General features: G+C 42.8%; 22 protein-coding genes, 4 pseudogenes and 1 riboswitch. Of the genes and pseudogenes, 6 read left to right on the forward strand and 20 right to left on the reverse strand.

Going from position 1 to position 25,417, the window contains the following annotated elements:
• Window positions 1-305 precede the first annotated feature (305 nt).
• From tenA to VCASEI_RS09905, 8 genes and pseudogenes are all read right to left on the reverse strand, one after another.
• Window positions 306-974, reverse strand: a complete 669-nt coding sequence (gene tenA / locus VCASEI_RS09875) for a thiaminase II (RefSeq protein ID WP_086959455.1) — start codon at window positions 972-974, stop codon at window positions 306-308.
• Window positions 975-1,024: 50 nt separating this feature from the next.
• Window positions 1,025-1,972, reverse strand: a complete 948-nt coding sequence (locus VCASEI_RS09880; RefSeq protein WP_086959453.1) for an ABC transporter substrate-binding protein — start codon at window positions 1,970-1,972, stop codon at window positions 1,025-1,027.
• A gap of 100 nt (window positions 1,973-2,072) precedes the next feature.
• Window positions 2,073-2,807: pseudogene (locus VCASEI_RS09885) on the reverse strand (ABC transporter permease); the annotation flags it as partial.
• A gap of 58 nt (window positions 2,808-2,865) precedes the next feature.
• Complete coding sequence (locus VCASEI_RS09890) at window positions 2,866-3,624, reverse strand: ABC transporter ATP-binding protein (protein ID WP_086959530.1); 759 nt, start codon at window positions 3,622-3,624, stop codon at window positions 2,866-2,868.
• A 34-nt stretch (window positions 3,625-3,658) separates the two neighbouring features.
• Window positions 3,659-3,820 carry a hypothetical protein gene (locus tag VCASEI_RS19430; RefSeq protein WP_162621042.1) on the reverse strand — a complete coding sequence of 54 codons (162 nt, stop codon included), beginning with the start codon at window positions 3,818-3,820 and terminating at the stop codon, window positions 3,659-3,661.
• 97 nt (window positions 3,821-3,917) lie between these two features.
• Window positions 3,918-4,017: riboswitch (TPP riboswitch) on the reverse strand.
• Between the two features lie 249 nt (window positions 4,018-4,266).
• Complete coding sequence (locus VCASEI_RS09895) at window positions 4,267-4,452, reverse strand: hypothetical protein (protein WP_089111244.1); 186 nt, start codon at window positions 4,450-4,452, stop codon at window positions 4,267-4,269.
• A gap of 465 nt (window positions 4,453-4,917) precedes the next feature.
• The gene (gene map, locus VCASEI_RS09900) at window positions 4,918-5,703 is read right to left on the reverse strand and encodes a type I methionyl aminopeptidase (RefSeq protein WP_089111243.1); all 786 of its coding nucleotides are present in this window, start codon (window positions 5,701-5,703) and stop codon (window positions 4,918-4,920) included.
• On the reverse strand, window positions 5,696-5,920 hold the full coding sequence (locus VCASEI_RS09905) for a ParD-like family protein (protein ID WP_089111242.1): 225 nt from the start codon (window positions 5,918-5,920) through the stop codon (window positions 5,696-5,698). Before VCASEI_RS09905 ends, map begins: the two co-directional genes overlap by 8 nt.
• 973 nt (window positions 5,921-6,893) lie before the next feature.
• On the opposite strand from VCASEI_RS09905, the pseudogene VCASEI_RS09910 reads away from it, so the two are divergent.
• Together VCASEI_RS09910 and VCASEI_RS09915 are read left to right on the forward strand one after the other, a co-directional pair.
• Window positions 6,894-7,217: pseudogene (locus tag VCASEI_RS09910) on the forward strand (integrase core domain-containing protein); the annotation flags it as partial.
• Between the two features lie 118 nt (window positions 7,218-7,335).
• Window positions 7,336-8,430 (forward strand): annotated as a pseudogene (locus VCASEI_RS09915) (calcium:proton antiporter).
• A gap of 357 nt (window positions 8,431-8,787) precedes the next feature.
• Here the strand turns inward: VCASEI_RS09915 and norW are convergent.
• Together norW and norV are read right to left on the reverse strand one after the other, a co-directional pair.
• Window positions 8,788-9,945: an NADH:flavorubredoxin reductase NorW gene (gene norW / locus VCASEI_RS09920; protein WP_089111241.1), complete on the reverse strand. Its 1,158-nt coding sequence runs from the start codon at window positions 9,943-9,945 to the stop codon at window positions 8,788-8,790.
• A complete protein-coding gene (gene norV, locus VCASEI_RS09925; protein WP_089111240.1) occupies window positions 9,945-11,522 on the reverse strand; it encodes an anaerobic nitric oxide reductase flavorubredoxin in 1,578 nt (525 codons plus the stop codon). The genes norW and norV overlap by 1 nt, the downstream gene beginning before the upstream one ends.
• 236 nt (window positions 11,523-11,758) lie before the next feature.
• Between norV and norR the strand changes: the two genes are divergently transcribed.
• Window positions 11,759-13,327 (forward strand): nitric oxide reductase transcriptional regulator NorR, encoded by a 1,569-nt coding sequence (gene norR, locus VCASEI_RS09930; protein ID WP_089111248.1) that lies wholly within the window; start codon window positions 11,759-11,761, stop codon window positions 13,325-13,327.
• Between the two features lie 77 nt (window positions 13,328-13,404).
• Window positions 13,405-13,776: a DUF1971 domain-containing protein gene (locus VCASEI_RS09935; protein ID WP_089111239.1), complete on the forward strand. Its 372-nt coding sequence runs from the start codon at window positions 13,405-13,407 to the stop codon at window positions 13,774-13,776.
• A 217-nt stretch (window positions 13,777-13,993) separates the two neighbouring features.
• Here the strand turns inward: VCASEI_RS09935 and VCASEI_RS09940 are convergent.
• From VCASEI_RS09940 to VCASEI_RS09985, 10 genes and pseudogenes are all read right to left on the reverse strand, one after another.
• A pseudogene (locus VCASEI_RS09940) lies at window positions 13,994-14,449 on the reverse strand (transposase); the annotation flags it as partial.
• Between the two features lie 296 nt (window positions 14,450-14,745).
• Window positions 14,746-15,000 carry a hypothetical protein gene (locus VCASEI_RS09945; protein WP_089111238.1) on the reverse strand — a complete coding sequence of 85 codons (255 nt, stop codon included), beginning with the start codon at window positions 14,998-15,000 and terminating at the stop codon, window positions 14,746-14,748.
• 20 nt (window positions 15,001-15,020) lie between these two features.
• Window positions 15,021-15,218 carry a conjugal transfer protein TrbL gene (locus tag VCASEI_RS19650; RefSeq protein ID WP_226983293.1) on the reverse strand — a complete coding sequence of 66 codons (198 nt, stop codon included), beginning with the start codon at window positions 15,216-15,218 and terminating at the stop codon, window positions 15,021-15,023.
• A 55-nt stretch (window positions 15,219-15,273) separates the two neighbouring features.
• Entirely contained in the window at window positions 15,274-16,566 is a 1,293-nt protein-coding gene (trbL, locus tag VCASEI_RS09955) for a P-type conjugative transfer protein TrbL (protein WP_089111236.1), read from the reverse strand.
• Between the two features lie 2 nt (window positions 16,567-16,568).
• Window positions 16,569-16,766 carry a hypothetical protein gene (locus VCASEI_RS09960; protein ID WP_025795234.1) on the reverse strand — a complete coding sequence of 66 codons (198 nt, stop codon included), beginning with the start codon at window positions 16,764-16,766 and terminating at the stop codon, window positions 16,569-16,571.
• A 2-nt stretch (window positions 16,767-16,768) separates the two neighbouring features.
• Entirely contained in the window at window positions 16,769-17,542 is a 774-nt protein-coding gene (gene trbJ / locus VCASEI_RS09965; protein ID WP_089111235.1) for a P-type conjugative transfer protein TrbJ, read from the reverse strand.
• A 237-nt stretch (window positions 17,543-17,779) separates the two neighbouring features.
• Window positions 17,780-19,540, reverse strand: a complete 1,761-nt coding sequence (gene traI / locus VCASEI_RS09970; RefSeq protein ID WP_089111234.1) for a TraI/MobA(P) family conjugative relaxase — start codon at window positions 19,538-19,540, stop codon at window positions 17,780-17,782.
• Entirely contained in the window at window positions 19,537-19,911 is a 375-nt protein-coding gene (traJ, locus tag VCASEI_RS09975) for a conjugal transfer transcriptional regulator TraJ (protein WP_089111247.1), read from the reverse strand. The genes traI and traJ overlap by 4 nt, the downstream gene beginning before the upstream one ends.
• Window positions 19,912-20,877: 966 nt before the next feature.
• On the reverse strand, window positions 20,878-21,642 hold the full coding sequence (locus VCASEI_RS09980; RefSeq protein ID WP_226983294.1) for a replication protein RepA: 765 nt from the start codon (window positions 21,640-21,642) through the stop codon (window positions 20,878-20,880).
• Between the two features lie 254 nt (window positions 21,643-21,896).
• On the reverse strand, window positions 21,897-22,121 hold the full coding sequence (locus VCASEI_RS09985; RefSeq protein ID WP_089111233.1) for a helix-turn-helix transcriptional regulator: 225 nt from the start codon (window positions 22,119-22,121) through the stop codon (window positions 21,897-21,899).
• A 199-nt stretch (window positions 22,122-22,320) separates the two neighbouring features.
• Between VCASEI_RS09985 and VCASEI_RS09990 the strand changes: the two genes are divergently transcribed.
• Both VCASEI_RS09990 and VCASEI_RS10000 read left to right on the forward strand, forming a co-directional pair.
• A complete protein-coding gene (locus tag VCASEI_RS09990; protein ID WP_089111232.1) occupies window positions 22,321-23,487 on the forward strand; it encodes a hypothetical protein in 1,167 nt (388 codons plus the stop codon).
• Between the two features lie 922 nt (window positions 23,488-24,409).
• On the forward strand, window positions 24,410-25,375 hold the full coding sequence (locus VCASEI_RS10000) for a LacI family DNA-binding transcriptional regulator (protein ID WP_045332106.1): 966 nt from the start codon (window positions 24,410-24,412) through the stop codon (window positions 25,373-25,375).
• Window positions 25,376-25,417 lie beyond the last annotated feature (42 nt).

Genomic DNA, 25,417 nt, shown 5'->3' on the forward strand with positions numbered 1-25,417 from the left:
ATTGATAGAAAAATCAATATCACTTTTGTCAAAAAACATATTTCTGACCATCATTAACCTTTTTACCATTATTAACTAAGGCATAGTAATACTCGCTATCATAGGGAGTTTATTGCAGTAACGAAGAGATTTGAAGTAACAGAATATTACTTGTAGTTCGTAGAAACCGCCCAATAAAATTATTAGACGGTTTTACATAGAAATAAATATGACTTAATCTCTATTTTCTCTTACATATCGATTAAAGAAGCATCATCTTAATTGAACATTAAACCGTGTACTTCTCCCCCCCTATTCTCCCGGTTTTAGTCTGCTTGCACATTTAGACCTTGCTGCCAAAAAGCGATTTCCATACGCGTAGCTGTTTTAAAAACCTGAATGAGATTCTGACCACGCTGACTATTGATATCAATTTCAGCTAACAGTTGATTAAAGTGTTCCGCACCACTTGCCACACCAGACTGAAACTCTTCGCCACCGTATAAATTTATCCATGTCGCGTAAGGGTTGCCTTCAATTACGGTGTTTTCATCTTCCATCAGCATCTTACCAATCACCGCATAACCAATCGAACAAGGCGCTAAAGCAGCGTAAAGATCGACCAGATCGCCAGTCATGCCAGCATCAAGTACATAACGGGTATAGGCAACGGTGCCAAAATCTTCTGGCTCATTTTCCAAATCACTTTCGGTTAACCCCCACTGACCGCAATAAGTCACATGATGCGACAGTTCAGAATCAAGTAAACCTTGTACCGTAGGTAAAGCGCGGCGCATATCATCCAAAGTACGGGCTTTGTAAATTGCCAGCGCATAAGCTCGTGCGTATTGTTTTAAGAATAGAAAATCTTGCTTTAAATAATGTAAGAAACAAGGTTGAGCAAGTGTACCCTGCGCCAATTGCTCAACAAAAGCATGTTCGGTGTATTGCTGCCAATCTTGCTGGCAAGCATTAATCAAATCTTGGTATTTCATCGTTCATTCTCTCAAATTAGTTAATCAAATCTCGTCATTAAATCTCTCAATCACAAGCTCGGTACGTAATCTTTCGCTTTTGGTAGCGTCTCGATGATTTTTTTATCAAACATAAACTTGGCGTAATCGTCATAACGTTTGAGATCGACCGCTGATGGACGCAGTGAAAATCGAGTTAAAGTATCTTTCCACGCACGATGATTAAGCTCGTTATCTAGCGTATCCGGTGCGTAGGCGACAAACTCTTTCCACGAGGTTTCTGGATGGTTAACGATATATGTAGTGGCTTGTTGTAGTGCAGTATTGAAAGCTTGGATCATCTCTTTATCGTAGCTTTTAGCATTGGCAACAAACACCAACTCATCATAGGCAGGCACTCCATGTTCTTCAGGGTAGAAAGATTTCGCTTTATAACCTTCTAGCGCTAATTGGTTGGTTTCAAAGTTACGTAGACCGCCCCAAATCGCATCCACCTTGCCAGAAGCTAATGAAGACGATAGCGCCCAACCAACGTTGATCATTTGCACATCAGAAAGATCAACGCCCTCTTGCGCTAACATAGTGCCCACCGTTGCTCCTTCATTGCCGGAAATCGCAATGCCAATTTTTTTACCTTTAAGATCTGCAAGATTTTCATTCTTTCCGTTATCCAGCACCATCAAGGTATTAAGTGGTGTGGCGACAAGGGTTGCCGAGCGAATTAAAGGCAAACCTGCTGCCACGTCAATGGTTAGACTAGGTTGGTATGAAATCGCCATATCGACCTTGCCTGCTGCAACCAACTTGGCCGGAGTACTAGGGTCAGCTGGCTCTTGAATATTGACTTTTAAACCTTGTTGCTTGAAGTAGCCCCGCTCTTTAGCAATCACAATTGGGCCATGATTTGGATTGACGAACCAATCCAGCATTAAGGTCATTTCTTTGTCTGCGGCAAGCGCACTAGTCGAAATAAGCGAGGTAACTAAAGTGACAGCACTGAGCAATTTGTTTATTTTCACGAATCATTCCTTATTAAATTGTCCTGTTAGTTTACGATTTACTAGGCTCTGTTGAGCTTTCGATTCTTGGAGAGCGTTATTTGTTTTCCCAAGGGCCTAATTATTTGCTCTCCCAAGGAATAGCGGCTTTCAATAATTTATCGGTGATGAAATACAAGGCGATCGAGAGCATTGCCAAAATAAATAACGCGGCAAACATTTCATCGATAATCATCCGGGCGTTAGCTTGTAACATCAGATAGCCCAAACCTTCACTGGATCCGACCCATTCCCCCACGACCGCTCCAATCGGCGCGATCACTACCGCGACACGAATACCTGAAGCTAAGGTTGGTAAGGCTGCGGGTAATTGAATATGACGTAACAACTGCCACTTAGAAGCGCCCATGGTTTTGGCGAGATCAAGGTAACCCGTTGGGGTATTACGCAGGCCGTCATAACAGCAAGTGGTCACCGGGAAGAATATAATGATGGCCGCCATCACCACTTTCGATGCAATGCCATAACCGAGCCAAAGCATCAAAACTGGCGCGATGGCAAATACTGGGATCGCCTGGCTGGCAATAAGAATCGGTAATAACCAACGTTTGAGTGGTTCAAACATCAACATTTGTAAGGCGAACAGCAGGCCCATTGATAAACCAAGCGCAAGACCTAGCAAAATTTCCTGCGCGGTTACCCAAGTGTGTTTAAGCAACACATCATATCGAGTGAGTAATTTATCCAGTACATCGACTGGCGCAGGTAAAATAAAGCTTGGCATATCAAACATCACCACAACCAACTGCCATAAGCCGAGAATCACCACAACCGTGACTAGCAAACGTAGCGCAGGATGCGTCACACGCTCTTTTTGATTCACTCGGCGAGAAAGCGATTGGTATTGAGTCATCTCACTCATAATCTTTCTCCAATTGCTGCAAAATGGCTTGTTGTAACGCGGCGCATTCGCCATCCAGTACTCGGGGAATCGGCGATTCTGGCACCGCAAGAGATTGCGCTTTGGCTGGTGTTCCTTGCAGTACATACAATTGATTGGCTAGTCGGACGGCTTCTTGTGGATCATGGGTGATCAAAACCACGGTTTTCTCTTTCAATAACTCGGCAGACAAGGTCTGTAATTTATGGCGCGTCACGGCATCAAGCGCAGAGAAAGGCTCATCCATCAATACCACTGGCTTGTCTTGCATTAAGGTGCGAGCGAGCGCCACACGTTGTCTCATTCCACCAGAAAGTTGATCCGGCTTGGCATGGCAATAATCCACCAGCCCGACTTGCTGCAATAATTTCATCGCACGTTGCTGCTCTTGCGGAGAATCGCTTTGAGAATGATTAAAACGCGAACTTAAACAAACGTTATCCAACACATTGAGCCACGGCAGCAGCAGATCTTGCTGAGCCATATAAGCGATATGTTCAGTTAACAGTAAGTTGTCTGTGGTAGTCAGATCGCCCTGCCACTCAACTTTGTCAGCTAATAAACCCGCTAGATAACGAAGAATCGTCGTTTTTCCGCAACCACTTCGACCTAGCAATACCGTCCATTGCCCTGCTGGGATCTGCATATTGATGCCTGAAAGCGTAGGAGTTTGGCTATCTTTATATTGCAAACAAGCGTTAGTAATTTGAATGCCGATGGTTTTAGCTGGCATTGCTCTAGGAGACGTAGATTTAATAGACATAGCTTCAGTAGACATAGCTAACGCCTAGCTTTATCACGATTCTATTGAGTGGGATGACCGATAAGTTATTTAAATCAACGTAGTGAGATCCTGAAATCACAGGCGTACTAGGTTCTTTTAATGAAGATATTTTTTGAGGATTACGCTGTATTGAAGAATTCGCCATTACCACTCCTATTACCGACGTATAGGAACTGGCTTTGGCCGTCATTTGGAAGGATCGAAGATCAGATTCGCAAAGGTTGCCGAGATGATTCGGCGAGTGGCAAAGCATTATAGTTCCCTACGTCAGTGCTAACTGAATCAGGTTCTACGGGTCTCGAATTTCGATCTCAGCCAATACTGGCTCCCCGACTATTACGCGCAAATCATAACAGGACATTTACATCAGTAATATGCTTTTTTGATAGTAACTCCTATTTAGAATTCATTTATGAGAACTAGATGTTCCGTTTGCGATCACTTATGGTCAGGAGAGCGCTATGTCTGAATGATGGACAAAAAAAGTCCGCAATGAATGCGGACTTTAAGAATGCTTATTATCAAGCTAGTGTTGGTGGAAAATTATTCCCACTCGAATATCAACGGGCACAAAATACATCGAAATAACAGCTAGTTAGAAATGCCACCTTTCTCGATACCATCATCTATACCATGCGTAGAATTTTTTTGATTTTTTGCAGTTCGTCGGCGTTTTAGTTCTGCTTTGGCCCAAGCTGAGGATTCTTGCATATCACGACGAAGCTCTTGTATCTCTTCAACACTAAGCCGTCGCGGACCCGAGGTAATTCTATCCATCTTGTGCCTCCAACTTGTCGCTGTACATTTTAGATAGCGTATCAAAACATGAGTTATCAGCAAGGAACCTTAAGAATATTTTTCATACACATCTTGAAAACCATTAGCATTGACCAAATAGTGACAGCGAAAGATAACCTTATTATAAGCAAGAATAAAATTATGAGTTTGAAATCAAGACCAATAGCTAAGTAGACCGGCAAGCCAGATCAACGTTGACGTGATAACAAAAAAACGCCAAGCAACACTCCAGGCCTAAAGCCGAGCAAATCCTCGACCAAGTAACGCTACCTCAATATCGAGTCAGACTAAGCTTTACTGACTCTTGTTACTAAAACGCAAAACATACTTCTACCTTAAAACGATTTGAAACATAGCGATAGATGGGTGGCGTGTGCCCAAATTGAATTTATATTTCTTATGAATTACTACATTAGTTTTGACCAAAAGTTTCACTGTCAACCATTACATCGTTGACAGCTTCTCGTTTTCTCTCAGCGTGAGAACCTCATAGCCTGTACGAGTGACCAATACTGTATGTTCCCATTGTGCAGAGAGTTTTTTATCTCTAGTAACTACCGTCCAACCATCTTTTTTAGTTTTTATCTTCGCGGCACCTTGATTAATCATTGGTTCAATAGTGAATATCATTCCCTCTTTTAATGTGAGCCCACTATTTGGATGACCGTAATGAAGCACCTGTGGTTCCTCATGCATTTCACGACCTATTCCATGTCCACAATACTCTCTTACAATAGTGTACCCATGGGATTCTGCATGTCTTTGTATTGCATGACCAATGTCACCAAGTTTTGCTCCAGGTTTTACATTCTTAATACCTTCCCACATAGCGTTATAAGTTGTTTTTACCAATTGAATAGCCAGCGGTGAGGCTGAAGGCATTACATACATTTTGCTTGAATCAGCAATGAACCCATTCTTTTCTAGAGTAATATCTAGGTTGATAATGTCGGACTTTTTTAAAATTTCTGTCTGTTTAGGTACTCCGTGGCACACTACTTCATTTATCGATGAATTTAATACATATTGATAATCATACTGTCCTTTACTTGCAGGACGAGCGTTGAGTTCATTAACAATATACTGCTCAACTTTATTGTTAATATCCATCGTAGAGATACCAGGTTGGACGTATTCGTCAAGCATCTTAAAAACCTGCGCAAGCAACTTACCTGATTCTCGCATCAAAGAGATATCTTCTTCGGATTTAATCATTACTTGACTATGCATCATACTGCTCTTCAGATGTTGAGATATTTGTAGCCGAAACGTTTGCAGATTGCATCAGATTCGTCATGATCTGATTAAATGAAAGCTGAGGATGTAGCTCGGCTAACATACCCATTTTGATCCAAAATTCTGCTTGCGAATTGATTGAACGTGACATGACTGAACTTGCTTTACGAAGTTCTTCATGCAGTTCTTCTGAAATTTTAACAATACCCATCGATATACACCAAACATACAAAACGTATACGAAATATATACAGAAGACACTCTCGTGTCAAATCTGCTGGAAACCATGGGATTAATCTGTAGCAATGGAAGCGGACCGAGACGCATGACAGAATAAGTATGAATTAGTACAAGTAAAGAATCACTCATAAAAACGAGCGTCTGAACAGCTTAAGTTGATAGGAACCTTTGATTCTTTATTTTACAAGGCATAATTAGCTATTTTGATGGTAAGCCCTACTCCCACTCGAATATCAATAAGCAGAAAATACAACGAAATAAGTAAAAGCTCTGTGCTAAGGATTCTCTTTAAGTGGCTGTCTATATATTCCACACATGGAGTTACCGACTATACCAACTGTCAACAAACAGATAAAGATCCAACTGTTTGGCAGGGCAATCACTGAAGAAAGTAGCCCTCAACATAAGTAAATGCAGCAAAACTTGCCAACGGCACAATGGCTTAAAAAGTGTTAAGAAAACCTTGCTGTTTAACCACAACCAACCTATCAGCACAAATAAGCGCCGTAGAAGCAGGACTCAGTATGGCAATAGTCCCTCATTTTATCTCTAAGCAAAAAACTTAGTTTGTATGCAAGGAGATGTGAGTTGTTATCAGCCGATTTCGTTGGCGATTCGCTCAGACTTAGCACCTCCACTCTGAGCCGAGCTTTCGTACTTCTGATGGGTACACTTATTTCTGAAAAACAGCAATCATTATCCTCCACGTAGCTGCGTCCGATGTAATAGAGTTAAGTGTCATTCACCGAAAGTATCAATGAAAACTGTGATAGTTACTCTTCCTAAAAATCTGTTGATATTGAAGAATCAGCCCACAATTCTAATTCTTCAGCTCTACTTTTGAGAGCATCGCGCGACATTGAAAGCGCATCCGAACCTGCAACAAGGCGAGCCGGGCGCTGACTAAGGCCAGCCGTATGAACAATCAGCAGTACCAATTTTAGTTGACCACTACAGATCAGCTTCTAGAATTGCGAACAAAACCTATCGCAATTCGATGTAATAATAGACCTGAATTCATCAGTCATGAATTCACTAACTGGGCAAAACAACGAGTAATTCAAATTGATTACATTCAACCCGGAAACCCTCAACAAAATGCTTATATTGAAAGGTATAACCGAACCATTCGATACAGTTAGGTGAGCAAGCACATTTTCGATTCATTGGAAGACGTCCAAGACTATGCAACCAATTAACTTTGGTTTTATAATCATGGGGGGCCACATAAAGCGAATGGTGGTAAACCACCATTGATGGCTGCTTAACTTCTACTTTTAACAGCAGTTAAAAATGGGAAGATTACCGTTGCTATTTACGACATCCTTTCGGATGTTCTCTACTAATCTTCAGCTATTCATAGCGTTCCAGATAAGATTATTACTTATGAAACGATTTATTTTGCAAGAAAAAGCCCTTCCTATCGCTCTGTTAGCGTTACTTTTTTTTTAAAACATTAGGGAGGGATGTGTTAACGGAGACAACATCTCTTTGGATTTATATTCCCGTATCTATGGTGTTATTAACGGTTGTTACTTGGACAATATTTTCAGTCGTTCGTCATTCTGATGCGCTTGCTATTAAACTTGGCGAACCTTTCGGAACCTTGATTCTTACACTGTCTGTTATATCCCTTGAAGTTGTAATGATTTCTTCCGTAATGTTAACTGGTGAGCCAAATCCTACTATGGCTCGTGACACTATGTTTGCTGTTGTTATGCTAGTGACTAATGGTCTTGTTGGCTTTACTCTCCTACTTGGTGGCTGGCGTTATCATACTCAAAGCTTCAACTTAGAAGGGGTTAAGTCTTATTTAGTTGCGATTATTCCACTTGCTTTACTTTGTCTGGTGCTACCTAACTTTACTCGGGGAGGGGCTGTTGGAAGTATGTCGAGTGCTATGTCGTGGATGTTAATTATTATCTCAATTATGCTCTACAGTGTTTTTCTTTTGATTCAGACTCGCAGTCACAGTCATTTTTTTGTTGATAGTGATAATGAAGATCATGAAGATCATCATGGTCTTTTACAAAGTAATATTTACCATACTTTGTTGTTAATCGTTTATCTTGTCATTGTGATCTTACTTGCTAAGACGCTTGCTGTGCCTATCAATTATGGCGTTAATGTTATGGGTGCTCCGGCTGCATTAGGTGGGTTTATTGTCGCTTGTATTGTATTAGCCCCTGAAGCCGTAGGTGCAATCAAAGCGACTTTGAACAATCAATTACAAAGAGCAATGAATCTTTATTTTGGCTCTGTTTTGGCTACGATTGCACTAACCGTACCCTCTGTACTTTTTATTAGTTTTTTGATGGGACAAGAGGTTCGTTGGGGGTGGATGCTGCTGATTTGGTGTTGTTAATTACAACGTTAATGGTGTGTAAGGTCACATTTAGTAGCGGACGGACTAATGTACTGCATGGGGCTTCTCATCTAGTATTATTCATTGTGTATTTATTTCTTATGTTTGAGCAATAAAGTTAATCATATAAGCAAGTATAGATTAGCCTTAGATTTGGATAGTTATGTACATCTAACCTAATTTATGCATTGCTAAACGAGAAATAATGTAGATCTTAACCAGAACAATGACTAATTGTTAGTCATTGTTCTGGTTGTTTGTTTTGATTAGCGTTAAGTTCAGATATATGATGAGTTAGAATTTAACTGATAATATTCATAAGCAAATTCGTATTGGAGTTGGGATAAATCTAATTCGCATTCATGAATTTTGCAGTATCCTACTCGCTTTATGGAAGATATCCATTTCCTACTTTGTTGATAAAAATGACACCAATTTTTAATTTTCATTTGTTTACCCTTTTATAATGAGTTTTACAGTAATGCTGGTAGGTCTTTGAGTATTTTCAACGCATTACTCATGTGGTTTTGTGTGGTGACAAAGCCGACCAGTTTATTATCGTAATCAAATGCACGAGCGGTGATGCCTTCCTGATCTAATTCAATCGACCACTTTGGTACGGATTGACCAGTTTGCCCGGCTAATTGAACGGGTAAATTAGGCGTTTTTACTTTTACCAACATAGCCGGCAATTTTAACGTTGCTGCTGGGCCTGCTGTTTGTAATAAGACTTTAGCTAAAACGTTGGCGCTTAATAAGGTTGGCTGTAGATATGAGAGGACTTTGTTCTCAATTTGAGCACAATCACCAAGTGCATAGATATTTGAGTCGGATGTTTGTAATTGACGATTGACTACTATTCCTTTATCTACCGTTAAACCAGTCTGTTGTGCTAGTTGGATATTGGGCTTGAGTCCTGAAGCTGAAATAACACTATCAACAAGAAATTGTTCACCAGAATTGAGAATAACCTCTACGCCAAAGTCCGTTTGTTCGAGTGCTTGCACGGTATTATTTAAATGTAACTTCACACCACCTTGGGTTAACTTTTTCTGTAAAGGCGTAGAAATAGCATCTGGTAACATGGTTTGCATGACGCTGTCGCAAGGATCAACAATCGACACGGTTTTACCTGATATTGAAAGATCCATTGCCAGTTCAGTGCCAATTAGGCCCGCGCCAATAATGAGTACATGCTCTGCTTGGTCCAGTTTATGCTGTGCGGCTTGATACTCGATACGGCTATTGAGGGTTATCACCTCCTTTACCGCTGAGCCATTCATCGCTGGAATAAAAGTTGAAGCGCCGGTCGCCAAGACCAGTTTTGAATAGCTAAGCACATCACCTTTGGTTGTTGTCACGTTTTGTGCGTGGCGATCAATCGTTTCCACTTTGGTTTGGGTATAGATTGTGATGTCATTATCTTGTGCAAAGCTATCTGCAGCTTGGCGGATAAGCGCATCGGCATTGTGTTTGTTGGTAAACACATGGCTAAGATCGGGCTTATTGTAGTCATGGCCATCATCAGCGGTAATCACTGTGATTGGGGTTTGTTTATCTGAACGGCGTAATGCCTTCACTAATTGATAGGCAGCGAAACCACTGCCTATGATCATAATTGGATTATTCATTACGCCACCTGAGATTGGTTATCTTTGTCGATATTGTTGCCTAATGTGCTGGCACAAGGCTCAAACACTTCTTTACCAATGCCACATTCAGGGCATAAGAAATCTTCAGGTACTTGTCCCCAAGCGGTTCCAGGTTCAACGCCTTGGTTGGGCTCACCAAGTTTAGGCTCATAGACCCATTGGCAAACGGTACATAGCATCGCTTGCTGATCTTCGGCTGACGAATTTGTGCTATTCACTGGCTCGATAGTAGTCGGTTCGATTGCAGGCTCATTTGTCGCTTCAATCGCACTGGCAGCTTGAGTGGGTTGAGCAACCGCTTTATTTGTCATGATATTGGTGACGTTCTTAGGCGCAGAATGACTCACATTGGATAGATCATGCAGTGCCCATTCTTTTGCTATTTGACGGCCATAATCACGACATTCTTGCATTGCTTTGCCATCAGGGCGCCATTTGGTTTTCTTACTAATTGCGGTTTCAAAGCCACAGTCCATCAAGCGGGTGTGGATACGGTCAACCGCACCGCCATTCCAGCCATAGCTACCAAATGCCGCCGCTTTTTTGTTCTTAAAGCGTAATCCTGTGATTTCTTCTAGCATGCCAGCGACTTTAGGCATCATAACGTTGTTCATGGTAGAAGAGCCAACCAAGATACCTTTTGAACGGAATACATTAGATAAGATTTCATTTTTATCGTGCAAAGAGACGTTAAACACTTTCACCGCCACATTCGGATCTACATCATTAATGCCTTGAGCAATAGCATCAGCCATCATGCGAGTGTTGTTCGACATTGAGTCATAAAATAAAGTGATGCGATCTTCCTGGTAGTTATCCGCCCACTCTAGGTATTGGTGAATAATTTGAGTTGGGTTATCGCGCCATACAATACCGTGAGCGGTTGCGATCATATCAACGGGTAGCTCTAGGCTAAGCACCTCTTTGATTTTAGAGGTCACTAATGGGCTAAATGGTGTCAGAATGTTGGCGTAATAACGTAAGCATTGCTCATAAAGCTCAACCTGATCGACTTCATCATTAAATAGGTGTTCATCACAGTAGTGCTGACCAAATGCATCGTTACTAAATAGCACGGCATCTCCAGTCATGTAAGTCATCATGCTATCTGGCCAATGCAGCATTGGAGACTCGACGAATACAAGCGCTTTGCCATTACCTAAGTCGATGCTGTCGCCGGTTTTAACTACATTAAAGTTCCAATCAGGCTGATGGTGGTGACCAGTAATCGAATCAATGGCATTCTCTGTACAATAAATTGGCGTGTTAGGAATTTTGGCTAATAGCGCCCCTAAAGCCCCGGCGTGATCTTCTTCAGCATGGTTGATAACGATGTAGTCAATCTGGTTAAGATCAATTTCCATTTCTAAGTTTTGGACAAATTGCTGGCTAAAACGGTGATCTACGGTATCGATTAAAACGTTTTTTTCTTCTTTAATTAGATAACTGTTATAGCTGGTGCCACGTGTGATTTTATATTCTGTACCATGGAAATTTTGTACTTCCCAATCACGTTGACCAACCCAGTGGATATTATTTTTAACATGAATAGACATAAACGACTCCTAAGTATGAATTCTAAATTTGGATAAAAAGTAAATTAATAAATTTCTCATTCATACTATTGCAGTATGCGTGCCAACCTTTAAATTCATTACTTTTCAAGTATTTATGTTTTTAAGGTTACTTTCACTGTCATAATGACAGTGTTTGCTTGGTGTCAAAAAGACATTTTATGTGTCATATTGACATGAAGATTAAAGAAAGTAAGAAAATTAAAGAGAGCAGGCAAATGGAGAAATTTCATTCACAAATAACGCAACTCGCGCTTGATTTGACGTTAGGAATATCCAATCAAGACCGTTTTGATCGTCTTCTAGAAGTATTAAGGAATATTTTAAATTGTGATGCAGCGGCATTGCTTGCTTATCGAAAGCAACAGTTTGTGCCATTAGCGATTGATGGTTTGTATGATGAGGTGATGGGGCGACGATTTAATCTTGATGAGCATCCCCGTTTAGAAGCGATTGCACGAGCGGGGGATGTGGTTCGCTTTCCTGCCGATAGCGATATTGCTGACCCTTATGATGGACTGATCCCGAATAAAGGGGATAAGTTACACGTCCATGCTTGTGTCGGATTACCGCTAATTGCACATGGCCATTTGATTGGGGCGCTGACGATAGATGGTTTTGATGCGCATCAGTTTGATACTTTCACCGATAGTGACTTACGAACCATTAGTGCGCTGGCAGCCGCGAGCTTACATACCTCCTTATTAGTGAAGCAATTGGAATCACAGGTGGTGAATGCCAGTGATACAGACTCTCATATCACCAAAGAAATGAATTTAAGTGAGGAGATGGTTGGTCAGTCGGGCGCGATGATGGATTTAAGAATGCAGATCCAAGCGGTGGCGAATACCGACCTTTCGGTTTTGATTATGGGAGAAACCGGGGTTGGTAAAGAGCTTGTCGCGACCGCCATTCATAATCAATCGAATCGTGCCAAGCAAAACTTGGTGTATTTAAACTGTGCGGCTTTACCTGAGTCGGTGGCGGAAAGTGAGTTATTTGGCCATGTAAAAGGGGCCTTTACTGGCGCGATTAGTCACCGTAAAGGCAAGTTTGAATTAGCCGATAATGGCACGTTATTTTTAGATGAAGTGGGTGAATTGCCTTTAGGGCTGCAATCCAAATTATTGCGAGTATTGCAATATGGCGATTTACAGCGAGTTGGCGATGACAGTGTGCTTAAAGTGAATACCCGCATTGTGGCAGCAACCAACCGAGACTTGCATCAAGATGTAGTGAACGGCAAGTTTCGGGCGGATTTATATCACCGCTTGAGTGTTTTTCCCATTCATGTTCCGGCGCTCAGAGAGCGAACAGGGGATATTACCTTGTTGAGTGGCTTTTTTATTGAAAAGTGCAAACACAAACTGAATTTGAATCATCTAAGTATCTCCCCTGCGGCTTTGCAGTTATTGGGGCAATATAGTTGGCCGGGTAATATTCGTCAGCTTGAGCATGCTATCCACCGTGCTGCGGTCTTAGCCAAAACAGAAACGAGACAACCCAGTCCCATAATTTTACAGCCCCATCATTTTGAATTAATACAAACAGAATCACCTTCAACACAAGGTGGTGAGAATCAAAATCAGCTAGAGGATACCGTTAATTCTGATATAACTAAGGACTACTCTTTGGGTCTAAAAGCGGCTACTGAAACATTTCAGGCGCAAGTGATCATGGATGCACTGAACAATAATCAGCAAAACTGGTCTGCTACTGCTCGTGAGTTAAAAATTGACAGTGGTAATTTGCATCGATTAGCAAGACGTCTAGGATTAAAGTCATAGTTTTGCCATACTCAATAAAATCAGTCCACTAAACAATGATACCTATCATGAGATTAATGGGTAATTAAGGGGAATATATGAGCCATTTAGTCATACCAACACATTGGAAAATCCGACGTTCTACTCACTTTTTTACGAAAGATAATGTGCCTAAAGCGTTATTGACTCATCACAATACCGCAGAAGGTGTTTTTGGGCAGATCTGTGTGATGCAAGGAACGGTTACTTTTTATGGGTTTGCAAATGAGCAGGCCACTGAGCCAGAACAAGTAGTGGTGATTAATGCCGGTTCGTTTGCCACGAGTCCTCCTCAATATTGGCATCGTGTTGAACTCAGCGATGATGCTCAATTTAATATTAATTTTTGGGCGGAAGAAGAGACCGGTAATAAAGCAATGTTTAAGAGCTCAAGAATTCATAACAAACCAATCGATGGTTTACTTGATTAGGATTAAGCTATGACTATCACCATATTCGATGGGACATGCCTTAACAATGAACCATTTTAGTTAAAACTATTCGATTAATTTGATAATTTTGGCTGGGTTTCCTCCACATCAGTCAGTTTCTCGTAACGAATGAACATGGACAGCTTCACTATAGAGTAATGCATGAACTTAAATAAAGCTGATTTTGACTTGTTATAGCTGGTTGACTTAAGCAAAACTTGGTCTCTTCTGATAGCTGCTCAAAGAAGGAGATCAAAACTTCTTCTTTTCGGCCATGTTCAACCCAAATAAAATGTCCAGAGACGAGGTCATAAACAACCGTCATATAATCATGTCTCTTGGATCTGGCAACTTCATCGACGCCAATATGAATGAGGTTATTCAGTTTCTCTGGGTCTAACGCTGGCAAGCTTGAAGGCAAGTATTCTCTATCGATGTTTTTTACGGTTTCCCAGAGAATTCCTAAATATTGAAAGACGGCATGTATACTCATGTTGCGACATAAACCACTGATGAACTTGCAAAAGCGAGCGGTATAACGACCGCCTTTAGCGACATATTCAGTATCTTCAATCAACCGTCTTCCTTCTTTGTCTCGTGTTTTAGCCAGTTCGACTTCAATCGTGCATGGCCGCCCACTCACAGGTAAATCTTGAAGACGTCTTCTACTGAACAAAATTGAACACATTGGCCTTTAAAGCTAAATAACGAGGAAGATCAAGATGACAAAATAGCCTACTAACTTACGTTCAAAATAAGCATTATAAATCATGTAATTATGATAAATCAGCCTTTAATTACAGATTTATGAAAGCGGAGAAGAGCCCATCAGCTAATCCGTTAAATGCTAATTTAGCAGAGCCACTGACTAGCTTTTATCCAGAAACAAGTTATAGCTTCCCCCTAATCAGCCATATGTATATGGAAAATGCGGGCCGGTGCACCATCACCGGCCCGTGTACTTTCTAACTACTTGCGTCGGCCAAACGGCCAGCGTCTCATTTTGTCGATTTGATCGACTGATCTCGTCATGTCCTTGTAAGCTCGCCCGGCTAACCTGTTTTGGAATACCTCCATTTTGTCGGCAATGGCCTTCATCTTCGGGCCGTGTCCGGTGCTGAGCAGCCACTGCCCCAAAAAATAGAAGGCTAACATCACAATGAACATCACTGCGAAGAAACCAAATACCTCCGCAAGGTTTTGAGGTGGAAAGTTAAACTCCATAATCAGTAATCCTTATCTAGTTAGGCCATGCGACCTTTTTTAACAAAACTGGCAACCTCTTCGTTGCGCTCCTGCTGGCGTTCCTGGGCATACGACACATAGTCCTCAACGTCGAAGGTGCGCTTTTCCGGGTCTCGCTCTTGCCATTCTGCGTGTGCTTGGTGGGCTTCTTTCTGGTCCTCACTGGATAATCCATCAAAGCCACCGGTTTGATTCATCCAGCCAGTACCCACACCGCCCAAGCTATCGTTATCAAATACAGTTGAAGCGTCGTCAGTCGCCCTCCTGGTCATCACTATCCCCGTTATCTTTCGTATTGTTTCTGATCGAGCTGGCTAAACGGCCTCCAGCAGTGCCACTGATTCTATCCCCGGCCATATCACCCACTCCCTTCATCAAATTCGCACCGGTATCCGCTGCAATACGCCCCGCTTTTACAGCGCTACCTTTAAAGCCGCCAGAGGATTCGCCACCACTAGAAGATTGACCGGAAGCTTGGGAAAAGGAGCCAGCTTCATCAGAATCGCTGCCACCGCTAAATGCTCTGCCCAGGCTCGACATAACATCAGTATTGTTCGCTACGTTCTCACCCGCTTTTGCAAATGCAGCTTGAATAGCAGACGCACCGCCGGCGGTAGCCATTGCTGCACCGGCAGCCATACCGCCAGTGGCAACAGCCGCTCCGGCCATCGCTCCGGCACTGATACTGCCAGCACCTACCGCCGCGCCGCCTCCAGGAACCAGGCTGGCGACCACATTGGAAACCGAGTGAATGAGCATCACAAGAACCAGTGAAACGACAAAGATCACCAGCAGTTCACGCATAGGGGCATCATTGGATAGGTCGGCATAGAAACCGTCCATGATCGACATGGCAATACCAATGAGCAACGTCATTGTCATCAACTTCAAAGCAACGCCCAATACGCTTTTGAAGTAGTTGATTGCTATATCTGAAGTCCAACGCGAACCACCAAACCCCAGCACGAAGACACCGGCATAGATCAATATCCAAGCCGTCACCAAGGCCAACAACACATTGGCCGCCACTACCGCCATACAGGCCAAAATTGCCAGCGTGATTAAGAAGATAGACAAGTTATCTATCGGGCTTGTAATGCTGTAGGACTCACCCGCTTTCACAATAATATCGAACGCAATACTAATAGGTTCAGACGGGGTTAGGTCTCTCGGAAGGCCACCGGCTTGAGCACCGATCATTCTCAACGAGTCAATGATTGACGTCGCAAAGTCTGGGCCGTTTCTGAGCAACCAAAGAAAGAAACCAAACGTCAGGATGAAGCGGACGAACTCGGCAAAAAACTCCCTTATATCCGCTTGTTTAAGGATTAAGGTCCCGCCAGTCCAAACAAGGGATATCGTACCCAGCGTCCAGAATAGCCAGGCGGCATAGTTTGTAATTACCGTGCCCCAAGTAGCACTGGCCGTCATGAAACGCACGGCCACTTCATCCAAGACACCATTAGGATCAATGGCCGCTGACGCAGTTTGCGAAGTCAGTAAAACTGCCAGGAGCATCACAAGTCGAATGAATATCTTGTTCATGGTTAGAACCCCTTGTTCTTGGAGCGATCAGTGGGTTCGCCCATATCCCAAAGACAGTTCCCTTTTTCCTTCTGCTCTTTCGTCAGGTTCGGGTTGTCACAGTTGATCGTTGCAGGCTTTGGCCCGTCATCTTCGCCGCACCCCACCATAGCAAAAGAGGCCAACGCGCTAACGATAAAAACTCGGGTGATATTCTTCATGATTAAAACCCCCTGTTTTCTGAACGGTCGGTTGGCTCGCCCATATCGAACAACCTTTCACGAGACGCTTGATATTGAGCTTCGCGGTCAGCATCCGCCTGCATTCGAGTGCCAACGGCATTCTGCTGAGCAATCAGCAGGCTACGGATTTGCAGGAGCTGGTTAGCCTGGTTGCTGGCGAGCTGGTTAGCGTAGCCAATAGCCGCCAATTGGCCGTCCGCGCTCTGAGCACCAGATTGCAGGCGGTTAAGCTGACGGGCATCGGCTTCCAAGTTATCTTGCTGCTGCTCCAGACTCCTAAACAGTGCGTCGTTGGCCTTTTTCTGCGATTCAGACGCAAGGCGTCGGTTCTCGGTCATTGCGGCCCGTTCTGCATCGCTGCACCCCGCTGCCGAGAAACAAGGAGAGCTGCGGTAATAGGCCACGTCCTGGAACTTGCCTAGGTAAGCATCGAGGCTGCCAAGCTGGTTCTGGTAATAGGCGAGCGTGTTGGTCGCCTGGTTCAGATCGTTGATGGTGCGCTGCGCCTGGTCCCAAATATAAGAAGCTGGGGCCATCGAGTTTTGCAGCATATTTTCGTACTGCTGCAACTGGGTTTGATACTGCTGAATTTGTTTAGCAGTCTGTGTAACAGCTTCCATTGCCGACATGATGTTCTGAATTAGATTCGTACCATCAGCAACCGGAATCCCCGCATATACAGGATTAGAAAGGTTTAACGCCAAGGAGATGGCAAGCACGGGAATTTTAGCCGCTAAAATTTTTCGTTTTAGCATGGTTAATTACTCTTAGTTGTTATGACTAAAAGTTGCATTCACCAACCTGTAGAAACTTGATCTCTACTCCTACCGTTACCAGCGGTGAATGTGGGCCTGTACAGAGCTAGCTCGCCACTTACTATCTCGGCGCCCGACCAGCGCGACACCGTTAAACGCGCGGTCAAATAGGGTTAAACATCGGTGTCATTACCAACCGAAGCGGTTAGGGCTTCCGTCGATTCCTTTGCCATCACATCAACGTGAGTGGCTCTTTTGTTGTCGTTTCGCTTTTTTAGCTGCCTGCTCAGCTTGGAGCTTAGCTTTACGCTGCTCTAGTGCCGACATGACCGCCGCTTTTTGAGTTACAGAGCCTGACTGTATCGCTAAGACCTCTAACTGAGATAGGTTTTGCAACCGGCCACGGCGTGGAGGTGGCACTTTGCCAATCGGTAACACGCCAGGCTTATCAGACCGCTTGGCCATGTTATTCTGGGCCATTAATGCCTGACGACGGCGTTCTAGTTCTTGATCGGCAAATTTGATAGACAGATTGCCATCTACCGCCGCCTTGATTACTCGCGCTTTGAACTCAGGCGAACCATTCACGGTAATACGATTACCGTAACGCTCCATTGCTATCTTTAGTGCAGTTAAGACACTGGTTTGGTTGGAAGCCGTCGACACTTGCAGACGCTCACCATCATCACGCACGGCGCTGTTACCTGCTCGATAAATAATGGTGCCTTTTTTCGTAATCGTATCGACCGTTGCTTTGGGCTCAGCCTGAACTGCATCTCCTTTGAGGGTATTACCTTTAAGCTTTTGTGCAGCCTCTCTGCTACGTAGCGCTTTGAGGGCCTCGCTATCTCCCAGCAATGCCTCGCTCTTTAACCAATCCGCCCAGGCTTGGCGTTTATTGCTTTGATATATCGTTTGCCGTTGCTCTTGGTAACGCTTGTGAATGCGCTCAAGCTCGCTTTTTAATGCATTGCTGGCCTGTTTGTACAAAAGCGTCTTAGTAAGCTTATTGCTACCGGTTAACTTAATCGCTGCGCGACGGCCACGCCCTTTCCTCTTGGCGTTTTCAACATGTCGATCTTTATCACGACGAGCCTGTTCAAGGGCTTGCGACTTACTCGCTGCGGCACGTTTCTGCTCTGCTTGATAACGGGCATATAGCTCGGTGGTATTCACCTTAAAGTGAACAGGTCGGTGTGTATATTGGCGGCTCGGCTTAACAGAATCCGATGCAGTCGCTTCAAAGGGACCAAGGCGCGCTTCGAGTTTGGGTTTAGAAAACTCACGTCCCAAGGTGCTCGCTTTGATGATCGCTTCACCGTCGGCAACGATCACTAGACCATTTCCTCTGGTTCTTAACTGCAAACCATTGTCCTGCATGACCTGGTGCAACGCCTGCCAGCTATTGGCTGATTTAATCTCGTCCATGCATTCGCGCTTCACCCAACCCACTAAGCTTTCAATACCCGAATGCCGCTCCATATCCATCGCACGTGATTCGGCCCCGCGCTTGCGCGGTATATGATTATCCGGCTGCAAACCAAAGTCCTGCTCGATGGCCTCGCACATTTCCGCTAGCTTCTTATGCGGGTAGTACGGCTCATGGATTGTGTTGCGAGTAGGGTGAATCTTGTTAATTGCTATATGGATATGTTGATTGTCCGTATCGTTATGTACAGCACTGACACGCTGATGCTCACCGTAGCCCAAGCCTTGGCAAAGGCGTTCTTCTATCGCGGCTAAAGTATGCGCTTCTAACTGTTCACCATTAGGGAAGCTCACTATCAGGTGGTAGGTTTTATCACTCTTTGCTCGGGTGTTCGCAAACTGAGTCGCCAACACCTCACTGATCGCATCGCGTACGCTTTTCGCTTCACAGTTATTTAAACGAACGTTACCAAGTCGATGCGCTTTGCACTGGTGATCGGTGATGTAATTCACCAAGCCTGCAAAGTCAGATTTCCCCTGAGAACGCATCGGTACATGCTTGGCGATCATTGGTCCGCTCTCGGGCGAAGAATAGATTCCATAAGTGAACTCATTTGATCTTGCGTCTCCTCGATACGATTAAGCACTGCCAAGATCGTATTGGCCCCAACATGTGCCACCTTGGCATCATTACTAAGCCATAACTTAAGCAAACCACCCAAACGCCCTAAGTCACCATTCACTCTTACCAGTTCGCGTACCTGTTCAACATCAGTAACTCCTTGAATGCGATAACCTTGGCCTACTTCACGCAAATAGGTCGAAGTACTGAGCCCTGCCTGTGCTGACATGGATTCGATCAGCGCACGCTCTTCCGGTAGGCAATAGACCTTAATCGGAGGACTATTCTTTCTCGTCGTCTTATTTGTGTTGTTCTCCATCTGTGTATCCTCTCTCAGGCCCCGCAGGGCAGGATCAACGTTGAGTGCCGAAGGTGCGAATAAGTCATAAGTGAAGAGGCTTCGCCATGCTTGCATGGAGGGCCTACTTCACACATCCTGCCCGCATTTCAACTTTGGTTTTATCACGGAAAGTTATGCATGCCCTTGTGCATTTCTCTGTATTTAACTGTTTATTCCTGTGTAAACTATGTTTACCTGATAAGTCAGATACTTATAGCGGTATGACAGCGTACTTATAGCGACTGAATAGCGCTAAAATAGCGGCCTTACAGCGATTTATGTGTATTGGCTTTACTCAATATCACGACACAGAAAAACACCGCTTTCCTAACACTTTCCGCTCTAGGCTAAATTCAAAGCCTTCGTATTTAACTGCCCCTCAAGTGTCAATGAATGTTTAAACACCAAGGTAACCACCATAAAAATACATAACTTCCAAAAAATGATTTCATTGACAGTTTTGATCACGACACAGACAAACATCGCTTTCTTAACACTGTCCGCCCTATGGTAAATTCAAAGCCTTCGTGTTTGACTGCCCCTCAAATGTCAATAAATGCTTAGACGCCAAGGTGAAAATAATAAAAATTACTTTATCTTCATATGGTTAAAAAAATACAACTTCCAAAAAAATGATTTCATTGACACTTTTGAGCAACCTATTGATCAAAGTTATCCACAATATTTGTTTGTTCAACTACAGGTTTATTTTTTTATATAGGTATACCTACAGGAAAGACTATAGGAGGTTCTGCAACCACATGTTATTAAAAAGCTTTTTAGCCTTTCTAGAAACAGAACATGCGCACTCAGAAACAAAACATGCGCAGCCAGAAACAGAACATGCGCAAAATCCCCCCTTTAAAGGGAAACAGAACATGCGTGGATAACTTTCTAAACACCCAGGCTTACTAACATCAAGAATGGTGCGTACATACTGTTTCATCACACTTCAATATCCCGTGAAACCTGTAGCTTTGTCTGACGAGGTACTTGAGGAGCACTAGGCTTCAAAAGCAACCCTTTTTCGGTTGGAGTAGCATCTAGCTCTGGCCATGCCTGCTGTACCTTTTTCAGTCCATCCTTAAACCGCTGCTTAAAGCTTTTTACATTGGCATAATTAGACCCCATTTGCTCCATCAAACCTGACCACGGAATAATTGTGGCTCGCTTTAAGTAACTCACCCGATAAGTCGCCCAACAATATATGTCTAAAGCCATCGGAGAACGCTTAATCAACCGCAACACTCTCATATCCAGAGGGACCGGTTTATCAGTAATCAATTGAAAAAATTTAGGCGACAGTTCCACCCAAGATTCCCATAGTGAATCTTGATCAGGTTGCTTCGTACTCCACCAAATATGGGAAATATCAGCAACTCTGGCTCCAGTTTCATCTTCACAAATATATCCACTTTCATCATTTAGCTCTGTATAGCTAACACTGATCGTCGTTTTAAATAATCGCCGCATTTGTTCTCGAAAAGGACCAATGGTTCCATTTTCGCCTCCAGTTGAACCTAGCCCTAGCTCTTCCATAAAACGTCTTTGAGAATGTCCCAGATCAAGCTTGCGTGCTTCCTGTTCAGTGATAAAACCACTGTCCAGTCTTGACTTATTTCTTACTGCTTGTGTACTGACCCAAACCAACAACAAACGTGCATAGCAACCGTAAGGCAAACCTACAGATGAGGGGGCCATCATGTGCATTGTGAAATGACCATTCTTGCGGCTCCACTCATTCGATTTGGGCTTACTATGCGGTATAGTTGCTTGAATCAGAAGCCGAGCGATAAAACCGAGTTCATTCGCTTCCTGAGCACTGCGCTCCTGGATTGCTATGATGTTGTCGATATATTTGTGCTGATCTCTAGCTTACCGCTGGTAACCGAGGCACTTTTTCGCCGAGTGGTTCCCTTAGCCTGAACATCCGTTACATCTTTAATCGTCATGTGGACTCAGACTTACCAAATAAAACCAGGTCTTGCGGCTTTTAACGCAGACCTACGTTTTTCTTCTATCCAGTTCTCAACCTCAGTTAGGTCCCAAGCAACACTTCGGCTGGTCAGAACAATACGGCGAGGGAACTCCCCACGCTGTTCCAGGTTATAGATGGTTCGATCAGATAGCGGAACCATACGCAGTAATGTTTTTCTATTAATCAGTGTCTTATGTGCTAGTTCATGCATGGTAATACCTCTACTTGCTGTAAGAGGTTTAATCATGCCAAACACGATAAAAGTTTAATCTTAGATTCAGGACAGAAAGGTGGAATATGAATGCTAGCCTTAGCATGCCATTACAAGACATTTCCTTTTATTGCCAATTAACAGATAAATTCTTATAGTGAAACTTTATAAAAATCGCATGTTGAGACTGGGTAATGATATGGATAGTATTGAGTCAGAAAAAGATGCAGCAAAGCGCTTAGGCTTATACAATTTTTTAATCATAGATAAAGGCTGTGATGAGTTTGTATCTCAGGCTATCAAAAGATTCCGGGATGAATGGGGGCCATATTCTCAGTACTCTACGCGTAGGAATATTATTAACTTAATTCACAAATCATTAGACAATAGCATTTCAAGATTTATTAATAATCTTCCTGAGAAGTATCAATATTTCTTTCCAAAACAAGACAAAAAGATATCTTTAAGCTTATTGATTAAAGAGTTAGGTTTTCAAGAAGCCCATAAGGAAATAAAAAGACATCTAGCATTTTTCATCGAATACAATAGTTCTGGCACTGAAACAGATAGACGATTTATCGCCACTTTAGAAGCAATAATAAATCTAGTTTGGATGTGTTATCTAAGACGGCCGAAATTCCAAGAGTACTCAACTGATGTAAAAATTAATACTACTAGAAAGCAGACTTTATGTGAGTTCTGCGGCGAAAAAACAGAATTAACGTCATTTATAGAATCATTAGATAAGAATATCATTCAATATAAAGATCTAGACGATATAAAATTAATGGCTCTAAGCCATAATTTTTGCTCACGCCATAAACAAAAGAAAAATAATACTTCGGCTTATAAACGAGCAAAACGCTCTCAAAATCAGTTTGAAACCGAAGTATTAAGATTACGCCGACAAGTAGCCAAACCAGATAAGCGTAATGCTATGTCAGGTGATGAACTCATAGACGAATATTTCTATCTCTACCTTCAGGGGAAAATGGTCACGTCAGAACAAGCTGAAGCTTATATGAACTATGTACGCAAAACATTTGGCAATCAAATAAAAGTCGATACAACTATGCTCCATCACTTACATGAGATTTCGGATTCTCTGACTAATGAAGGAACTATGATTTCTTCCGGTGATATTGACAAAATTCGAAACATAGCTCGAAGAATGGTCGATTCGAGGATCACTGATAACAAGAAAAGAATACTAGTTTTGAAACAAAGAAAGCTTAGCCAAAAAGAGATTGCTCAAGAACTTTCAGAATACACTGGTCAGCACATAATTCACCAAACCGTATCTAAGGCGCTTTCATCTGTTCGAGATGAATTTTTTCTATGTGTTAATTTAGCCGCTAAAATTTGACTCAAAAGTAACGGGGTTTCATCTGACAGGCAGGTATGAACGTTCAAGGAGGGGATCATTACGATAACTTGGCGCAATTATTAGTTCAACTGAGCAAAGCAGACGTTCGCCTAACTTGTTTCTGCCCCATTTCTTGCCAGCTGTGCTCAACCTCACAAATCATAGTGAGGTTATTTAACCTACTTTTTCTAATCTGTGTAATGTCTAATGCGTTAGAGCCCCACTACTTGTTCTGAGTCAACAGTCGATTGAGAACAAGAAATTCGATATTGGTAAATTTGATGGAAGAATATGATTTTTATTTTAAAAATGGCTGCGATCACTATTATTACACTAAATTGTCAGCGCGACACGCTGGAGGAAATTGCAGAGAAAATGCCCTCATTGTTGTTCAAGTGAATAACAACCAGCCCAAATCAATGGTAGTTATTGTGGACAAATGTCAAACTACCGTTGAAGCAAACAAAGAGAAAATAATTTACGAAACAGAGAGTTGTAACATGGTCACAGCGAAGAACAATTCGTATTCCAGTTAAAGGTCAAGTTACCCGGAGAGCTTGCTGAGGAATGACTGACGGTACGAGGCATCATGTAATGGTACGGCATCAAGTGAAAAATGGTAAAGGCCGTGTAGATACCTCATATTACATAAGCGCTAAGTCGCGAATTACAAATTGTTAGCCCACTATATTCTATTCGTCAGCATTGGGGATAACTTGCTCAAGGTATGCTCGCTCCCTGGTCTTGAGTTCAGGTCTAAACCTTGTGAGTGAAAATTAAACACTCATACGTCCACCCAGTTTTATTTACTGTGTTGTTAGCCAATATATTGGATACTATGCCCAAGTGACTCAACTCTGAATTCTGTATCTTGAAGTCACTTGGAGATATGGCAATAGTGCATTATTGAAGGAAATAGGTAATGAGTAAAAAAATGACCATGGCTGAGATTTCAAGGCAGCTTGGAATTTCAACAATGACTGTGTCGCGTTACTTTAATGGCGGTTATGTCTCGGAAGAGAACCGCCTTAAAATTGATGCCATCGTCAAAGAGAGTCATTACACGCCTAATATATTTGCTCGCTCCATTCGTAGCCAATCCAATATTATTGGTTTCATCGCGCCTCGTATTGAGTCATATACGACCAGTTTAGTGATTAAAGGGGCGCTGGCTGCTGCCAATGAATCACAAGTACGAATGCTGTTTCATGCCACAGGGTTTAACCATGAGTCAGAATGCCAAGCTGTGAGAGAGTTTAACGGCTTAAATGCATTGGGCACGATTATTATTGCGTCAAAGCACAGTGTCGAAGAGACTTTTTATCGAACCTTAGACAATGTGGTATTTATTGGCAAAAATACCCCCCACCATTGCTGTTTATATTACCCCGATCATGCAGCGATTAAAGCCCTCGTCTCCCACACCATCACTCAGTTAAAACAGCAGCAGGCACCGCTGGCTGCCGTACATTATATTTATGATGAGCGTATGCTTTCTAGCCGCACTAAGTTGATGCAAGCCACTATTACCGACACCGTCCCTGAGTTGAATTTATCACTACAAGCCCTAGCCAACTCGGAGGACAAAGCTGGCTATCAGGCCGTTCAATTACAGCCTAATCATGTCTACTTTTGTGCCACCGATAATATTGCCATTCGTTTATATCGTCGCGCCAAAGAACAGCAACTCAAGATCGGTCATAACGTATGGATTGTAGGCATGGGTGACTATGACTACAGCGATTTGTTAGTCCCGAGCCTGACGACTGTCGCTTTTAACTACTATCAAGTGGGCTACCAAGCTGTCAAAAAATTGCTCAAGCGCGATTTCAGTTCTGTTGAAGGCACATTCGACATAAAGATGAGAGAAAGCTCACAATTCCTCTGAAATTGTGTTGAGTCCAAATCGGTTCTACTTAACCATGTGTGT

It is taken from the genome of Vibrio casei (assembly GCF_002218025.2).
GTDB classification, from domain to species: Bacteria; Pseudomonadota; Gammaproteobacteria; order Enterobacterales; family Vibrionaceae; genus Vibrio; species Vibrio casei.

Coding starts and splice junctions, on each gene's coding strand:
- VCASEI_RS10000 (WP_045332106.1), top strand. CDS start 24,410: ATGAGTAAAAAAATGACCATGGCTGAGATTTCAAGGCAGCTTGGAATT.
- VCASEI_RS09960 (WP_025795234.1), bottom strand. CDS start 16,766: ATGAAGAATATCACCCGAGTTTTTATCGTTAGCGCGTTGGCCTCTTTT.
- traJ (WP_089111247.1), bottom strand. CDS start 19,911: ATGGAGAACAACACAAATAAGACGACGAGAAAGAATAGTCCTCCGATT.
- VCASEI_RS19430 (WP_162621042.1), bottom strand. CDS start 3,820: ATGGCGAATTCTTCAATACAGCGTAATCCTCAAAAAATATCTTCATTA.
- trbL (WP_089111236.1), bottom strand. CDS start 16,566: ATGAACAAGATATTCATTCGACTTGTGATGCTCCTGGCAGTTTTACTG.
- VCASEI_RS09905 (WP_089111242.1), bottom strand. CDS start 5,920: ATGGGTATTGTTAAAATTTCAGAAGAACTGCATGAAGAACTTCGTAAA.
- traI (WP_089111234.1), bottom strand. CDS start 19,540: ATGATCGCCAAGCATGTACCGATGCGTTCTCAGGGGAAATCTGACTTT.
- VCASEI_RS19650 (WP_226983293.1), bottom strand. CDS start 15,218: ATGAATCAAACCGGTGGCTTTGATGGATTATCCAGTGAGGACCAGAAA.
- VCASEI_RS09980 (WP_226983294.1), bottom strand. CDS start 21,642: ATGCACATGATGGCCCCCTCATCTGTAGGTTTGCCTTACGGTTGCTAT.
- VCASEI_RS09895 (WP_089111244.1), bottom strand. CDS start 4,452: ATGGATAGAATTACCTCGGGTCCGCGACGGCTTAGTGTTGAAGAGATA.
- VCASEI_RS09945 (WP_089111238.1), bottom strand. CDS start 15,000: ATGGAGTTTAACTTTCCACCTCAAAACCTTGCGGAGGTATTTGGTTTC.
- norR (WP_089111248.1), top strand. CDS start 11,759: ATGGAGAAATTTCATTCACAAATAACGCAACTCGCGCTTGATTTGACG.
- tenA (WP_086959455.1), bottom strand. CDS start 974: ATGAAATACCAAGATTTGATTAATGCTTGCCAGCAAGATTGGCAGCAA.
- norV (WP_089111240.1), bottom strand. CDS start 11,522: ATGTCTATTCATGTTAAAAATAATATCCACTGGGTTGGTCAACGTGAT.
- norW (WP_089111241.1), bottom strand. CDS start 9,945: ATGAATAATCCAATTATGATCATAGGCAGTGGTTTCGCTGCCTATCAA.
- VCASEI_RS09890 (WP_086959530.1), bottom strand. CDS start 3,624: ATGCCAGCTAAAACCATCGGCATTCAAATTACTAACGCTTGTTTGCAA.
- map (WP_089111243.1), bottom strand. CDS start 5,703: ATGCATAGTCAAGTAATGATTAAATCCGAAGAAGATATCTCTTTGATG.
- VCASEI_RS09990 (WP_089111232.1), top strand. CDS start 22,321: ATGGATAGTATTGAGTCAGAAAAAGATGCAGCAAAGCGCTTAGGCTTA.
- trbJ (WP_089111235.1), bottom strand. CDS start 17,542: ATGCTAAAACGAAAAATTTTAGCGGCTAAAATTCCCGTGCTTGCCATC.
- VCASEI_RS09935 (WP_089111239.1), top strand. CDS start 13,405: ATGAGCCATTTAGTCATACCAACACATTGGAAAATCCGACGTTCTACT.
- VCASEI_RS09985 (WP_089111233.1), bottom strand. CDS start 22,121: ATGCATGAACTAGCACATAAGACACTGATTAATAGAAAAACATTACTG.